Annotated in this window: 11 protein-coding genes; 10 read left to right on the plus strand and 1 reads right to left on the minus strand. The window is 61.8% G+C overall.

Features of this window, described 5'->3' with window-relative positions:
- Positions 1-150: 150 nt before the first annotated feature.
- The 5 genes from CPH89_RS12145 (at position 151) to CPH89_RS12165 (ending at position 7,111) form a co-directional block, all read left to right on the plus strand.
- Complete coding sequence (locus tag CPH89_RS12145) at positions 151-3,663, plus strand: DUF2339 domain-containing protein (protein WP_053253908.1); 3,513 nt, start codon at positions 151-153, stop codon at positions 3,661-3,663.
- On the plus strand, positions 3,663-5,006 hold the full coding sequence (locus tag CPH89_RS12150) for a DUF3999 domain-containing protein (protein ID WP_053254188.1): 1,344 nt from the start codon (positions 3,663-3,665) through the stop codon (positions 5,004-5,006). Before CPH89_RS12145 ends, CPH89_RS12150 begins: the two co-directional genes overlap by 1 nt.
- 96 nt (positions 5,007-5,102) lie before the next feature.
- Entirely contained in the window at positions 5,103-6,113 is a 1,011-nt protein-coding gene (locus CPH89_RS12155; RefSeq protein ID WP_053253909.1) for a class 1 fructose-bisphosphatase, read from the plus strand.
- Positions 6,114-6,256: 143 nt separating this feature from the next.
- A complete protein-coding gene (locus tag CPH89_RS12160) occupies positions 6,257-6,511 on the plus strand; it encodes a hypothetical protein (RefSeq protein WP_017849914.1) in 255 nt (84 codons plus the stop codon).
- A gap of 30 nt (positions 6,512-6,541) precedes the next feature.
- A complete protein-coding gene (locus CPH89_RS12165; protein ID WP_053253910.1) occupies positions 6,542-7,111 on the plus strand; it encodes a lipocalin family protein in 570 nt (189 codons plus the stop codon).
- A gap of 131 nt (positions 7,112-7,242) precedes the next feature.
- Here the strand turns inward: CPH89_RS12165 and CPH89_RS12170 are convergent, their stop codons facing one another.
- Complete coding sequence (locus CPH89_RS12170; protein WP_053253911.1) at positions 7,243-8,607, minus strand: formimidoylglutamate deiminase; 1,365 nt, start codon at positions 8,605-8,607, stop codon at positions 7,243-7,245.
- Between the two features lie 147 nt (positions 8,608-8,754).
- Here CPH89_RS12170 and hutC point away from each other — a divergent pair, with 147 nt between their 5' ends.
- The 5 genes from hutC to CPH89_RS12195 all read left to right on the plus strand — a co-directional run bounded on the left by hutC (position 8,755) and on the right by CPH89_RS12195 (position 14,734).
- Complete coding sequence (gene hutC / locus CPH89_RS12175) at positions 8,755-9,465, plus strand: histidine utilization transcriptional repressor HutC (protein WP_232000148.1); 711 nt, start codon at positions 8,755-8,757, stop codon at positions 9,463-9,465.
- On the plus strand, positions 9,462-10,022 hold the full coding sequence (locus CPH89_RS12180; RefSeq protein WP_053253913.1) for a HutD/Ves family protein: 561 nt from the start codon (positions 9,462-9,464) through the stop codon (positions 10,020-10,022). The genes hutC and CPH89_RS12180 overlap by 4 nt, the downstream gene beginning before the upstream one ends.
- Positions 10,023-10,427: 405 nt before the next feature.
- On the plus strand, positions 10,428-12,098 hold the full coding sequence (gene hutU / locus CPH89_RS12185; protein WP_053253914.1) for a urocanate hydratase: 1,671 nt from the start codon (positions 10,428-10,430) through the stop codon (positions 12,096-12,098).
- Positions 12,099-12,241: 143 nt separating this feature from the next.
- Entirely contained in the window at positions 12,242-13,699 is a 1,458-nt protein-coding gene (locus CPH89_RS12190) for a purine-cytosine permease family protein (RefSeq protein ID WP_053253915.1), read from the plus strand.
- Between the two features lie 69 nt (positions 13,700-13,768).
- Entirely contained in the window at positions 13,769-14,734 is a 966-nt protein-coding gene (locus CPH89_RS12195; RefSeq protein WP_053253916.1) for an ABC transporter substrate-binding protein, read from the plus strand.
- Positions 14,735-14,801: the final 67 nt, after the last annotated feature.

Consider the following 14,801-nt stretch of genomic DNA (forward strand, 5'->3'; position numbering starts at 1 on the left):
GGAGCGGGCTTGCTCGCGAATGCGGAGGGTCAGTTAACAAATATGTCGACTGGCACCCCGCTTTCGCGAGCAAGCCCGCTCCCACATTAGCCCCGCGTCGATATACTAGGCCCCGGTTTGCCCGCCTCGGGCTGCTTAGGGATATCGACCATGCAATGGATTTTCATGCTGATTGGCCTGGTGCTCGGCTGGACACTCGATGAGTCGTTCACCGATGCCGGCTTCGGTGCGCTCTTGGGCCTGGGTATTGGCCAGGCGATTCGCCTGTCGAAGTTGTCCGCCCAGGCAGACCAGCAAGCGCGTCAGTTAGAGACCACGCAGAAGGCATTGATAGCCCTCGGTGAGCGCCTGCGGCAACTGGAAGTGCCCGCGCCGACCAACAGCGTGATCGTCGAAGCCCCCCTCCCTGAACCTGCACCTGTCGTTGCAAAGCCCGAACTTGTTTGGGAGTTGCCCGCCGAGCTGGCGCCTGTTGCCGTGGTGGCCGAGGCAAGCCAGCCACTGCCGGATGACGTCTGGGCCGCAGCGCCAACGCCGCAACCTGAAGCGCCGGCCATTCCCCGAGGCCCCAACCTGATCGAACGGGCCATCAGTGGCGCGCGCAATTGGCTGTTTGGCGGTAACACCGTGCTGCGCGTCGGCGTGGTGCTGCTCTTCCTCGGCCTGGCCTTCCTGCTGCGCTACGCCACCGAAGGCGTAGTGGTGCCGATCGAGCTGCGCTACGCCGGCGTTGCCGCCGCCGCCATCGGCCTGCTCGGGCTGGGCTGGTGGTTGCGGCTGCGTAACAGCAATTACGGCTTGATGCTGCAAGGCACCGGCATTGCCGTGTTGTACCTGACCGTGTTCGCGGCGATGCGCCTGCACCCGTTGATCGATCCCGGCGCGGCACTCGGCCTGCTGGTGGCGGTCACGGTGTTCTCGGCGATCCTGGCGATCACCCAGGATGCCCTCGGCCTGGCCTGCGCGGCGGCGTTGGGTGGTTTTGCCGCGCCGATCCTGACCTCTACCGGCGCCGGTAACCATGTGGCGCTGTTCAGCTACTTCGCGCTGCTCAACGCCGGCATCCTCGCCATCGCCTGGTTCAAGGCCTGGCGTTTGCTCAACCTGATCGGGTTTGTCGGTACCTTCGGCATTGGTTTCGCCTGGGGCATGCGCGCTTACACGCCGGACCTGCTGTGGAGCACCGAGCCGTTCCTGATCCTGTTTTTCCTGATGTACCTGGCCATCGGGCTGCTGTTTGCGCGGCGCAAACTGCTGGCGCTGGGCGACGCCCCTGAAGGCCGTGACGCACTGCTGCGCTGGTCGGCGGGCAAGGGCGATTATGTCGACGGCAGCATGCTGTTCGGTCCGCCGCTGGTGGGCTTCGGCTTGCAGTTCGCGCTGGTGCAGCACCTGGAGTTTGCAGCGGCGTTCAGTGCGTTGGGCTTGGGGCTTATCTACATGGGCCTGGCCCGGTTGTTGAGGGGTGGGCGCGCCTTGTTGCTGGCGGAAACCTGCCTGGCGCTGGGTGTGATCTTTGCCAGCCTGGTGATTCCACTGGGCCTCGATGCACGCTGGACGGCTGCCGCGTGGGCGGTGGAGGGCGCCGGGATCTTCTGGCTAGGCTTGCGTCAGCAGCGGCCTTTGGCGCGGGCCTTTGGCCTGTTGTTGCAACTGGGGTCGGCGCTGGCGTTCCTCAGCGAGCTGCGCGTGGGCGCACAGACCTTGCTCGACGCTGCGCCGTTGGGTGCGCTGCTACTGGGCGCGGCATTGCTGTTCAGCTTCGCTCAGTTGCGCAAGGCGCCGACTGAACAGGCAGCCGATTGGGAGCGCAAAGGCTTGCCGGTATTGGCGAGCCTGGGCCTGAGCTTTTTGTACCTGCTCGCGCCGTTGCTGTTACTGACCCAAGGCACGGCCATCAGTTGGGCAATCGCCGGTCTGGTCACTCTGTTTATCGGCCTGCGCATCGGCTCGCGTACCTTCCTGTTCAGCGCCTTCGCCGTGCAATTGCTTGGCGGGGCGTTGTTCCTGCTGCGCTTGCAAGGCGGCGACGGGGCGGCGGTCTTCAGTGCGGGTTGGTCCGGCTTGTTGACGGCCTCGCTGATCGGCCTGGCCTTGGTCGGCGGCATGCTGCTGGCGGCGCGCGATGACATGGTGCGCAGCGACGTGCGGTTACTGCGCGGCCTGTCCGTGGTGTTGCTCGCAGGTTTGGTGCTGATCAATCTTGCTGTGCTGTTCGTACTGCCTTGGGAAAGTGCCAGCGGCGTGTGGGCGGCGAGTGGCTTGTTGATCATCTGGCTGAGCCTGTACCTGCAACAGCGCGTCAGCTTCGTGTTTGGGCTGCTGCTGCAATTGGTCGGCGGCGGCTCGTTCCTGTTGGCGGCGCCGCAGTTGCTTGGGCCGCTGACCGGCGATGGCTTGCGCCCCTTGGCGCACAGCGGGTTCTGGACGCCGATGGTGCTGGGCCTGGCCGCGATGGTGGGCGCCTGGCGCTTGCAGCGTGAACCGCATGCGCCGGTGTTTGCTGTGTTGAAGCTGCAACGCCTGTCCGACCTGCTGCTGGTGTGGGGCGCGGCCTGGTGGACGCTGGCGCTGATCGGTGAAGTGTTGCGGTTTATCCCGCAGGAGCTGCAGGGGCCATTTTTGCTCAGCATCGCGGCGGTGAGCGTGGCGATCTGGGCAGTGCTGGCCGAACGTTTGCGCTGGGCATCGCTGGGCATTCTGTGCGCCTTGCTGATGCCGGCGGCGGGCGTGGTGTTGCTGGTGTCTGCCCATGACTACTACCACCCGGCGGCGCAGTACGGCTGGCTGGCTTGGTTGGCGGTGTTCGTTGTGCATTTCATCGCACTGCGCCGTTTGGCTGCGCGGGTGCCGGGCAACGTGTTGAGCATCGCTCACGTGCTCGGCTGCTGGATGTTGATCGGCGTGTTGGCGCTGGAGCTGCGTTACGGCCTGCTGTTGCTGTCGAGCGAGTACAACGCCTGGCGCTGGTTGGGTTGGGCGATTCTGCCGAGCCTTTATCTGGTGCTGGCGGCTGCGTCGCGCAGCTGGCCATGGCCAGTCTCGGCCTACCCGCGTGAATACCGCGTGCTGGCAGCACTGCCGCTGGCGGTATTGATGCTCGGCTGGTTCTGGCTGGCAACTATCTTCAGTGACGGTACGGCCAAACCGCTGCCGTATGTACCGCTGCTCAACCCGCTGGACCTGGGCCTGCTGTTTGCGCTGCTGGGTGTGTATTTATGGTCGCGCAGCGTGGCGCCGCAACGCGGGCCGCGTACTGAGCTGATCGCCCAAGGTGTGGCGGGTATTTCGCTGTTTGCCTTCTTTACGGCATTGGTGATGCGTACTGCCCACCATTGGGCTGGCGTGCCCTTCCAGCTGGATGCACTGCTGGAGTCGATGTTGGTGCAGGCCGGCCTGTCGATTGTGTGGACCTTGGTCGCCCTCGGCCTGATGATCGGCGGCCACCTGCGCCATCGTCGCGAAGTGTGGCTGATCGGCGCGGCGCTGATTGCGCTAGTGGTCGCCAAGCTGTTCTTTGTCGAACTGAGCAACCGTGGCGGGCTGGCGCGGATCGTGTCGTTTATCGGCGTGGGCGGGCTGTTGCTGGTGGTGGGCTACTTTGCGCCGCTGCCGCCCAAGCGCGCCGAACCGGTGTTGGAAACTGAAGGAGCATCCTCTTGATCGGTAAGTTGAGCGTAATCGCGGTGGGCGTGTGTACGACGTTGTCGGTGTGGGCCCAGGAAGCGCCCGCCGACTTCACCACACACGTGCCGCTGGCCGTCAACGGCAACGGCCCCTGGTATCGCCTGGAGCTGCCATTGGCGGTGCAATTGAGCGCGCGTCAGGCTGACCTTAGTGATGTGCGGGTGTTCAATGCCGCCGGTGAGCCGCAAGCCTATGCCCTGTCGCGTCAATCAGCGCAGCGTACTGAACGCCGCGATGTGGCTGACGTGAAGTGGTTTCCACTGTACGCCGCCGACACCCGCGAAAGCGTGCCGAACGTGCTGATGAAGTCCACTGCCGAAGGCACGCTGCTCGAAGTGCTCCCGTCCAAGGCAGGTCAGCAAGTGCTGCGTGGCTGGGTGCTGGATGCCAGCGCGATCAAGGCGCCGCTGCAGCAACTGAGCCTGGACTGGCACCGCGAGCAGGATGGCTTCCAGCGTTTCAGCATTGAAGCCAGCGATGACTTGCAGCACTGGCAGTCGTGGGGCGATGGGCAGGTGGCGCGCCTGTCGTTTGCCGATGAGCGCGTCGAGCAGCATGACGTCAGCCTGCCGGGGCAGTCGGCGCGTTACCTGCGTTTGGTGTGGCAGGGCCAACCTGCGCCGCAACTGACCTCGGCCAAGCTGGTCAGCGCCTCCAGCAGCCGTTTGCCGCTGCCGTTGGTGTGGTCGCAACCGCTGTCGGGGGCGCGGCTCAAAGCCGGGGAATACACCTGGCAACTGCCGACGGGGCTGCCTGTGGAGCGCGTGCGTGTTGAGTTGAAACAGCCCAATACGTTGGCGCCGGTCACCTTGGCGGGGCGCCGCGACGCCCATCAAGCCTGGCAGCCGCTGAGCAATGGTTTGTTGTACCGCCTGACCCAGAACGGCCAGGACGTGGTGCAGGACGAATTGCAGCTGCCTGGTCAGGCCGTGGCCGAGCTCAAATTGCAGGTGGATGAGCGCGGCGGTGGCCTGGGCATCGAAGCCCCGGCTCTGCGTTTTGCCGTGCGCGCCACCCAATTGGTGTTTCTGGCGCGGGGCGAACCACCGTTTACCCTGGCGTTAGGCAATGGCTCGGTCAAGGCGGCGAACCTGCCGTTGTCGACCCTGATCCCTGACTACAGCGCCGAGCGCCTCAAGACGTTGGGTCAGGCCACGGTCACGGGAGCGGTGGTGGTCAAACCCAGCGTCGTGGCCCCGTTGCCCGAAGTGGGCGGCGACTGGAAGAAACTTGGCCTGTGGGCCGTGCTCCTGCTGGGTGTGGCGGCACTGGGGGCGATGGCCTACAGTTTGTTGCGCGCGCCAGCCGGCAAACCGTGAACTCTATTGGAGTTAAATCCTCTGATTAGAGGAAATACGCCTCGACTCGCGTTAAACTGCGCGGGTTTATAAGCCCCCCATTCTCCGGAGCCTTACATGTCCCGCGTTACCCTGAGTCGCTATTTGATCGAGCAGACCCGCAGCAACAACACGCCTGCCGATCTGCGCTTCCTTATCGAAGTGGTGGCGCGTGCTTGCAAGGAAATCAGCCACGCCGTGTCCAAAGGCGCACTGGGTGGTGTCCTGGGCAGCATGGGCACTGAAAACGTCCAAGGCGAAGTGCAGAAGAAGCTCGACGTCATCTCCAACGAGATCCTGCTCGAAGCCAACGAATGGGGCGGTCACCTGGCCGGCATGGCGTCCGAAGAAATGGACAATGCCTACCAGATCCCGGGCAAGTACCCGAAAGGCGCGTACCTGTTGGTATTCGACCCACTGGACGGTTCGTCCAACATCGACATCAACGCGCCGGTCGGCACCATCTTCTCGGTACTGCGTTGCCCGAACGAATACCTGAGCCAGAACGAAGCCCTGAACGAAAAGGCCTTCCTGCAGCCAGGCACCGAGCAGGTTGCTGCCGGCTATGCGATCTACGGCCCACAGACCATGCTGGTGCTGACCCTGGGCGACGGCGTCAAAGGCTTTACCCTGGACCGTGAAATGGGCAGCTTCGTGCTGACCCACGAAGACATCACTATTCCTGCCTCCACCCAGGAATTTGCGATCAACATGTCCAACCAGCGTCACTGGGAAGAGCCGGTTACGCGCTATGTCGGCGAGTTGATGGCCGGTGAAGAAGGCCCGTTGAAGAAGAACTTCAACATGCGCTGGGTCGCCGCGATGGTGGCCGACGTGCACCGTATCCTGACCCGTGGTGGCCTGTTCATGTACCCACGTGACAGCCGTGAGCCCTCCAAGCCTGGCAAACTGCGCTTGATGTACGAAGCCAACCCGATGTCGTTCCTGGTCGAGCAAGCGGGCGGTGCGTCCACTGACGGCCACCAACGCATCCTCGACATCCAGCCTGAAGGCCTGCACCAGCGTGTAGCGGTGTTCCTGGGTTCGAAGGAAGAGGTTGAGCGTGTGACCGGTTACCACAAGAAGTAAAACCTTGCGGTAATAAAAAGCCCCGAAACGTTTCAGCGTTTTCGGGGCTTTTTTGTTTTCGCTCGTCGGGAACCAGACACCCCTTTTCCCTTCTAAGCTTCTGGCAGATACCCCAGCTGCTTCGTCTCTTCAGGAGCTTTTCCATGTCTTTACGCCGTCTCGCTTTGTTGGCTTTTTGCGTGCTCTTAGCCGCGTGCAGCAAGGTCAATCAAGAAAATTACGCGAAGCTGTCGGCTGGCATGGCCAAGGCCGAGGTTGAGTCGTTGCTGGGCAAGCCGACCGATTGTTCCGGCGCACTGGGTATGTCCAGTTGCACGTGGGGCGATAAAAACAGCTTTATCAGCGTGCAGTACGCCGGTGACAAAGTTCTGATGTTTTCCGGGCAAGGCCTGAAGTAAACCGGGGCGCGAGCCTGCGGGAGAAGAAGAATGATGCGTTTTGTTTTGTTCCTTTGCGCCAGCCTGTTTTTGGCGGGCTGCGCCAGCCATTCTGGCGATGATCTGCAACCCAAGACAGCGAGCAACGTCAACCTCAAGCGTTACCAGGGCACCTGGTACGAGTTGGCCCGATTGCCGATGTACTTCCAGCGCAACTGTGCGCAGTCCGAAGCGCGCTACAGCCTGCTGCCGGATGGCGACATGTCGGTGTTCAACCGCTGCCTGACGCCTGAGTGGAAGTGGGAAGAAGCCAAGGGCACGGCCACGCCGCAAGTGCCCGGCAAGACCGACAAGCTTTGGGTGGAATTCAATAACTGGTTCACGGCGCTGTTGCCGGGCGTCGCCAAGGGCGATTACTGGGTGCTGTACGTCAGTGATGACTACAAGACCGCCATCGTTGGCAGCCCAAGCCGGCGCTACATGTGGATCTTGTCACGCACGCCGACGGTCAGCGCCGACACCCGCGAAGACCTGCTCAGCAGGGCGCGGCAGCAAGGGTACGACACCACGCGGTTGATCTGGCGTACGTCGGACAAGCAGATGGCGAAGACTTCGCAGTAAACCTGAGCCTTCGCCGATCAACATGTGGGAGCGGGCTTGCTCGCGAATACGCAGTGTCAGTCGACAGATGTAATGACTGATACACCGCATTCGCGAGCAAGCCCGCTCCCACCTTTGTTTGGGATGGCTTGTTAGCCCAGCATATCCCTCAGCACCTGCGTGAAGGCGCGGCTGCTTTCCTCTTCACCGGCATGATGCCCGTCCCGTACGACCCACTGCCCGTTCACCAGCACATCGCGCACTTGCCGATCACCTCCGGCGAACAGCCAACGATTCAAAATCCCGTCCTCCGTCGCCGTCGCCAGGTACGGGTCGTTGCCGTCGAGCACCAGCCAGTCCGCGCGTTTGCCCACTTCCAAGCGACCAATCGGCTGGCCCAGCGCCTGGGCGCCACCGTCCACGGCAGCATCAAACAGTGTGCGGCCGACCATTGGCTGATCGCTGCGGTACACGCGGTTACGTCGCTGGTCACGCAGGCGCTGGCCGTATTCCAGCCAGCGCAATTCTTCCACCACGCTAAGTGACACATGGCTGTCGGAACCAATGCCCAGGCGTCCGCCTTGAGCGAGGAAATCCACGGCCGGGAAAATCCCGTCGCCCAGGTTGGCTTCGGTGGTCAGGCACAGACCGGCGATCGCACGGCTCTTGGCCATGCGCGTGACTTCGTCAGGATCCGCGTGGGTGGCATGCACCAGGCACCAGCGCTCATCGACTTGAACATTGTCATACAGCCATTGCAGCGGGCGCTTGCCACTCCAGGCCAGGCAGTCATCGACTTCTTTTTGCTGCTCGGCGATGTGGATGTGCACCGGGCAAGCCTTGTCACTGGCGGCCAGCACGTCATTGATTTGCTGCGGCGTGACGGCGCGCAACGAGTGGAAGCACAGGCCCAACTGCTGCGCCGGTTGGGCGGCAAGCATCGGCTTGAGGTGTGCTTGCAGGTCCAGATAGTTTTCGGTGCTGTTGATAAAGCGCCGCTGACCTTCATTCGGCGCCTGGCCACCAAACCCGGAGTGGGTGTAGAGCACGGGCAGCAAGGTCAAGCCAATCCCACTGCTGGCGGCCGCCTGGCTGATCTGCCGCGACAGCTCAGCACGGTCGGCATAGGGCTGGCCGCTGACGTCGTGATGCACGTAGTGAAATTCCGCCACCGAGGTGTAACCGGCCTTGAGCATCTCGATGTACAGCTGGCGGGCGATGACCTGGAGTTGCTCCGGGTTGATCTTGCCGACCATGCGGTACATCAAGTCGCGCCAGGTCCAGAAGCTGTCATTCGGGTTGCCGGCCACTTCGGCCAAACCTGCCATGGCGCGTTGGAATGCGTGGGAATGCAGGTTGGGCATACCCGCCAATACCGGGCCTCTAAGCCGTTCGGCGCGCTCTGCACTGGCGTTGGGCTCAACGTGGGTCAGCAGGCCATCGGCACTGACTTCAAAGCGTACATCGTTGGCCCATCCATTAGGCAGCAGCGCGCGTTCGGCAAAGAAAGCGGACATGATCAAGGCACCCCGGTCGTGTGTTTATTTGTATATACATATACAGACGTTTGCCTGCTCGGTAAACTCCGGCAATCTATGCATCTTTTCCCCCTGCAAGGATTCCCTGTGCCGACTCCGCCTGCCAAGTCTTCGCTGGCTGCCCACATGGACGAAAGTCCGGCGCCCTTGTACGCCCGCGTCAAACAGATGATCAGCCAGCAAATCCTCAACGGCAACTGGCCGCCCCATTACCGCGTGCCGTCGGAGAGCGAGTTGGTCAGCCAGCTGGGTTTCAGCCGCATGACCATCAACCGCGCCCTGCGTGAGCTCACCGCCGAAGGGTTGCTGGTGCGCATGCAAGGCGTTGGCACTTTCGTCGCCGAACCCAAGAGCCAATCGGCGCTGTTTGAAGTGCACAACATTGCCGATGAGATCGCCTCCCGCGGTCATCGGCATACCTGCCAGGTCATTCACCTGTGCGAAGAGGCCGCAGGCTCCGAGCGCGCCGTCGCCCTGGAAATGCGCGAAGGCGGGCGGGTGTTCCACTCGTTGATCGTGCACTTCGAGAACGACATTCCTGTGCAAATCGAAGACCGTTTCGTCAACGCCCTGGTGGCGCCGGACTACTTGCAGCAGGATTTCACCCAGCAAACGCCTTACGCCTACTTGAACCAGGTTGCGCCGCTGACCGAAGGCGAGCATGTGGTCGAAGCGATCCTTGCTGATGCCGAAGAGTGCAAGTTGCTGCAGATCGAGCCGAGCGAGCCGTGCCTGTTGATCCGCCGACGCACCTGGTCCGGGCGCCAGCCGGTGACCGCTGCGCGTTTGATCCACCCCGGTTCCCGTCATAGCCTGGAAGGACGTTTCAGTAAATGAGTGCAGTGAAAGTCTGGCGCGCCACCGATTACATCCGCATGCCATGGAAAAACGGCGGCGGTAGCACCGAAGAAATTACCCGCGACGCCGGTACTGGCCTGGATGGCTTTGGCTGGCGCCTGTCGATTGCCGACATTGGTGAGTCGGGTGGGTTTTCCACCTTCGCCGGCTACCAGCGCGTCATTACCGTGATCAAGGGCGCGGGCATGGTCCTGACCGTCGATGGCGAGGAGCAGCGCGGGTTGTTACCGCTGCAGCCCTTCGCGTTCAGCGGTGAAAGCGACGTTTCCTGTCGCCTGATCACCGGGCCGATCCGCGATTTCAACCTGATTTATTCGCCGCAGCATTACCACGCACGCTTGCAGTGGATGGATGGTGTGCAGCGTTTTTTCACTACCGCGCAGACCGTGCTGGTGTTCAGCGTCGCGGATGAAGTGAAGGTGCTGGACCAAAAGCTGGGGCATCACGACTGCCTGCAAATCGACGGTAACACTGGCTTGCTGGATGTCTCTGTCGCCGGGCGCTGCTGCATTATCGAACTAACCCAGCGCGGTTAAACATGTGGGAGCGGGCTAGCTCGCGAACGCGGTGTATCAGTGCCAGATAGGCTGGCTGACCCACCGCATTCGCGAGCAAGCCCGCTCCCACATTTGTTTCTGTGTTGTTCAAGGGATCTGTTTCCGGCCTGCGCACCAATTTGTTACCGAATGCCCCAGCGTGGCGCAAAGCCACGCTGTTATGAACAATCGCCCTCGCTGCAAAACTCCTCCGCAAGAAATTTCACCAAGCCTCCAGGCCTTAATTTCCAAGGCTTTCACGCACCTTCCCAAAAAATCTCACGCCTTCGCTAAGAAAGTTGGCCGCTTGATTGCATATGCTTGTATGTACAAGTAAAGATGTGTGCGTAAGACTCTCCTGCGCACCATCCATGTTCGCGCATCGATCGCCGAGGAGTCCTAGCTGTGACCAAGCCTACAAAATACCGTGACGTCGAAATCCGCGCCGCCCGCGGTAACAAGCTCACCGCCAAAAGCTGGCTGACTGAAGCGCCGCTGCGCATGCTGATGAACAACCTCGACCCGCAAGTGGCCGAGAACCCGAAAGAATTGGTGGTATACGGCGGTATCGGCCGTGCGGCGCGCAACTGGGAGTGCTACGACCAGATCGTCGAGAGCCTCACTAACCTGAACGACGACGAGACCCTGCTGGTGCAATCCGGCAAGCCGGTCGGCGTGTTCAAGACCCACAGCAACGCCCCGCGCGTGCTCATCGCCAATTCCAACCTGGTGCCGCACTGGGCCAGTTGGGAACATTTTAACGAGCTGGATGCCAAGGGCCTGGCCATGTACGGCCAGATGACCGCTGGCAGCTGGATCTACATCGGCAGCCAGGGCATCGTTCAGGGCACCTACGAAACCTTCGTCGAAGCCGGTCGCCAGCATTACAACAGTGACCTGACCGGCCGCTGGGTACTCACCGCCGGCCTCGGCGGCATGGGCGGCGCTCAGCCACTGGCTGCCACCCTGGCCGGGGCGTGCTCGCTGAACATTGAGTGCCAGCAGGTCAGCATCGACTTCCGCCTGAGCAGCCGTTATGTCGACGAGCAAGCCACCGACCTCGACGACGCCCTGGCCCGCATCGCCAAATACACCCAGGAAGGCAAGGCCATCTCCATCGCCCTGTTGGGTAACGCGGCGGAAATCCTGCCGGAGCTGGTCAAGCGTGGCGTGCGCCCGGACATGGTCACCGACCAGACCAGCGCCCACGACCCACTCAACGGCTACCTGCCGGCCGGCTGGACCTGGGACGAATACCGCGCCCGCGCGAAAACCGAACCGGCTGCCGTGATCAAGGCCGCCAAGCAGTCGATGGCCGTGCACGTCAAAGCCATGCTGGAATTCCAGAAGCAAGGCATCCCGACCTTCGACTACGGCAACAACATCCGCCAGATGGCACAAGAAGAAGGCGTGGAAAACGCATTCGACTTCCCAGGCTTCGTACCGGCCTACATCCGCCCACTGTTCTGCCGTGGCATCGGCCCGTTCCGTTGGGCGGCGCTGTCTGGCGACCCGCAGGACATCTACAAGACCGACGCCAAAGTCAAAGAGCTGATCCCCGACGACGCGCACCTGCACAACTGGCTGGACATGGCGCGCGAGCGCATCAGCTTCCAGGGCCTGCCGGCACGTATCTGCTGGGTGGGCCTGGGCCAGCGTGCCAAGCTGGGCCTGGCGTTCAACGAAATGGTGCGCAGCGGCGAGCTGTCGGCACCCGTAGTGATCGGCCGTGACCACCTCGACTCCGGCTCGGTCGCCAGCCCGAACCGCGAAACCGAAGCCATGCAGGACGGTTCCGACGCTGTGTCCGACTGGCCACTGCTCAACGCCTTGCTCAACACCGCCAGCGGCGCGACCTGGGTTTCGCTGCACCACGGCGGCGGCGTGGGCATGGGCTTCTCGCAGCACTCCGGCATGGTGATCGTCTGCGACGGCACCGATGAAGCGGCTGAGCGGATTGCCCGCGTACTGCACAACGACCCGGCTACCGGGGTGATGCGCCACGCAGACGCCGGTTACCAGATCGCAATCGACTGCGCCAAGGAGCAGGGCCTCAATCTCCCGATGATCAAGTAATTCAATGTGGGAGCGGGCTTGCTCGCGAATGCGGTGTGCCAGTCACCGTAATCGTTAGCTGACCCTCCGCTTTCGCGAGCAAGCCCGCTCCCACATTTGATCTGTGTTGCAAACAAAAACAATCCATCAGAGGTTGAACACACATGGCTGCAAATGACGCACGTGCAAGCACCACCCCGTTGATCGAAAGGCGTTCGATCGACTACATCCCGGAAGCGGAAAGACACGGTCGTCTGTTCAGTCAGTTCACCCTATGGATGGGTGCCAACCTGCAAATCACCGCGATCGTCACCGGGGCTCTGGCCGTGGTGCTGGGCGGTGATGTGTTCTGGTCGTTGATCGGTCTGTTGATCGGCCAATTGATCGGTGGCGGTGTCATGGCGTTGCATGCAGCGCAAGGACCGAAGCTGGGCCTGCCGCAGATGATCTCCAGCCGGGTGCAGTTCGGTGTTTATGGCGCGGCCATCCCGATCGTACTGGTCTGTTTGATGTACCTGGGCTTTACCGCGACCGGCACCGTACTGTCCGGCCAAGCGCTGGGCCAGTTGTTTGGCGTCAGTGACAGCGTCGGTATCCTTATTTTCGCCAGTGTCATCGTGCTGGTCACAGTGCTCGGTTACCGGGTGATCCATTGGATCGGCCGCGTCGCCAGCGTCATCGGTGTGGTTGCGTTCGTCTACCTGTTCAGCCGCCTGATCAGCCAGACCGACGTGGGTGCTCTTCTGCAAATCCGCCACTTCAGTTGGAGCAGTTTTTTGCTGGCGGTGTCGCTCGCGGCCTCCTGGCAGATCGCTTTCGGCCCTTACGTGGCGGACTATTCACGGTACTTGCCGAGCAAGACGTCTTCGCTGAAAACCTTTCTCGCCGCTGGCGCGGGTTCGGTCATTGGTGCACAGGTAGCGATGATCCTCGGCGTGTTTGCCGCGGCCATGTCCAACGGGCAATTCGCAGGCCACGAAGTGGCTTACATCGTGGGTTTGAGCGGCACGGGGGCCACCGCTGCGCTGCTGTACTTCAGCATCGCTTTCGGCAAGGTCACCATCTCTACGCTGAACTCCTACGGCAGTTTCATGTGCATCGCGACCATCATCAGCGGCTTTCGGGGTCGCCTGGAGGTCACGCGTCTGCAGCGCCTGGTTTTCGTGCTGGTCATTGTCGGCACTGCGACCCTGATCGCGTTGCTCGGCCAGCACTCGTTCCTCGGGGCGTTCAAGTCTTTCATCCTGTTCCTGCTGGCGTTCTTTACGCCCTGGAGTGCGATCAACCTGGTGGATTACTACTGCATCACCCGCGAGCGCTATGACGTGCCGGCGCTGGCCGACCCGAACGGTCGCTACGGCCGCTGGAACCTGCTCGGTATCAGCGTGTATGTCTTCGGCGTGTTGGTGCAATTGCCCTTCATCTCGACCAAGTTCTACACCGGCCCGCTGGTGGCCGCGCTGGGTGATGTGGATATTTCCTGGATCATCGGTCTGGTGCTTCCCGCAGCCCTCTATTACGTGTGTGCGAAAAAATGGCACAGCGCAATTCCTGAACGACTGATCCTGCCGCAAGAGCAGGGCGCTACACCAACGACAAACGGGCTGGCTGCACAGGCCTGATGGGACGTGGACAGGGCAGGATGCCTACTGACTGCCGTAATCCATTTCAAGATTGGGAGCGTCACAACAATGAACATGAATAAGACCCTGCTGGCCACACTGTTTTCTGCAGGCCTGCTGGCGAGTGTCGGCGCGCAAGCGGCCGGTTGGTGCGAATCCGGCAAACCGGTGAAATTCGCCGGCCTGAACTGGGAAAGCGGCATGTTGCTCACCGACATCCTGCAAACCGTCCTGGAGAAAGGCTACGACTGCAAAACCGACAGCCTGCCGGGCAACTCCATCACCATGGAAAACGCCCTGAGCAGCAACGACATCCAGGTGTTTGCCGAAGAGTGGGTCGGCCGCAGTGAAGTCTGGAACAAGGCCGAGAAGGCCGGCAAAGTCGTCGGCGTCGGTGCCCCGGTTGTCGGTGCTGTCGAAGGCTGGTACGTGCCGCGTTACGTGATCGAAGGCGACGCCAAGCGCAAGCTGGAACCCAAGGCGCCGGGCCTGAAAAACATCGCCGACCTGGCCAAATACGCCTCGGTGTTCAAGGACCAGGAAGAGCCGTCCAAAGGCCGTTTCTACAACTGCCCGGCCGGCTGGACCTGTGAGCTGGACAACAGCGAAATGCTCAAAAGCTACGGCCTGGAAAGCACCTACACCAACTTCCGCCCGGGCACCGGCCCGGCGCTGGATGCGGCGGTGCTGTCGAGCTACAAGCGTGGCGAGCCGATCCTGTTTTACTACTGGTCGCCCACCCCGCTGATGGGCCAGGTTGATCTGGTCAAGCTGGAAGAAAAACCCGGTGTGGATAAAACCGTGAGCATCAAGGTTGGCTTGTCCAAAACCTTCCACGAGCAGGCGCCGGAGCTGGTGGCCGTGCTGGAGAAGGTCAACCTGCCTATCGATCTGCTGAACCAGAACCTGGGCCGCATGGCCAAAGAGCGAATTGAGTCGCCAAAACTGGCGAAAATTTTCCTCAAGGAACATCCTGAAGTCTGGCACGCATGGGTGAGCGACGACGCAGCCAAGAAAATCGACGCGGCCTTGTAGGTTGAGCGTTTCCGGTTGCCTTCACCGGCAACCGGACGCCCGGCCACAACCCACTGGATCGAGAGCA

Source organism: Pseudomonas fluorescens (assembly GCF_900215245.1).
Classification (GTDB): Bacteria; Pseudomonadota; Gammaproteobacteria; order Pseudomonadales; family Pseudomonadaceae; genus Aquipseudomonas; species Aquipseudomonas fluorescens.

Bases quoted from the DNA above. Each gene is read 5' to 3' on its own strand.
- CPH89_RS12145 (WP_053253908.1), top strand. From the start codon at position 151: ATGCAATGGATTTTCATGCTGATTGGCCTGGTGCTCGGCTGGACACTC.
- CPH89_RS12155 (WP_053253909.1), top strand. From the start codon at position 5,103: ATGTCCCGCGTTACCCTGAGTCGCTATTTGATCGAGCAGACCCGCAGC.
- CPH89_RS12160 (WP_017849914.1), top strand. From the start codon at position 6,257: ATGTCTTTACGCCGTCTCGCTTTGTTGGCTTTTTGCGTGCTCTTAGCC.
- CPH89_RS12165 (WP_053253910.1), top strand. From the start codon at position 6,542: ATGATGCGTTTTGTTTTGTTCCTTTGCGCCAGCCTGTTTTTGGCGGGC.
- CPH89_RS12170 (WP_053253911.1), bottom strand. From the start codon at position 8,607: ATGTCCGCTTTCTTTGCCGAACGCGCGCTGCTGCCTAATGGATGGGCC.
- hutC (WP_232000148.1), top strand. From the start codon at position 8,755: ATGGACGAAAGTCCGGCGCCCTTGTACGCCCGCGTCAAACAGATGATC.
- CPH89_RS12180 (WP_053253913.1), top strand. From the start codon at position 9,462: ATGAGTGCAGTGAAAGTCTGGCGCGCCACCGATTACATCCGCATGCCA.
- CPH89_RS12190 (WP_053253915.1), top strand. From the start codon at position 12,242: ATGGCTGCAAATGACGCACGTGCAAGCACCACCCCGTTGATCGAAAGG.
- CPH89_RS12195 (WP_053253916.1), top strand. From the start codon at position 13,769: ATGAACATGAATAAGACCCTGCTGGCCACACTGTTTTCTGCAGGCCTG.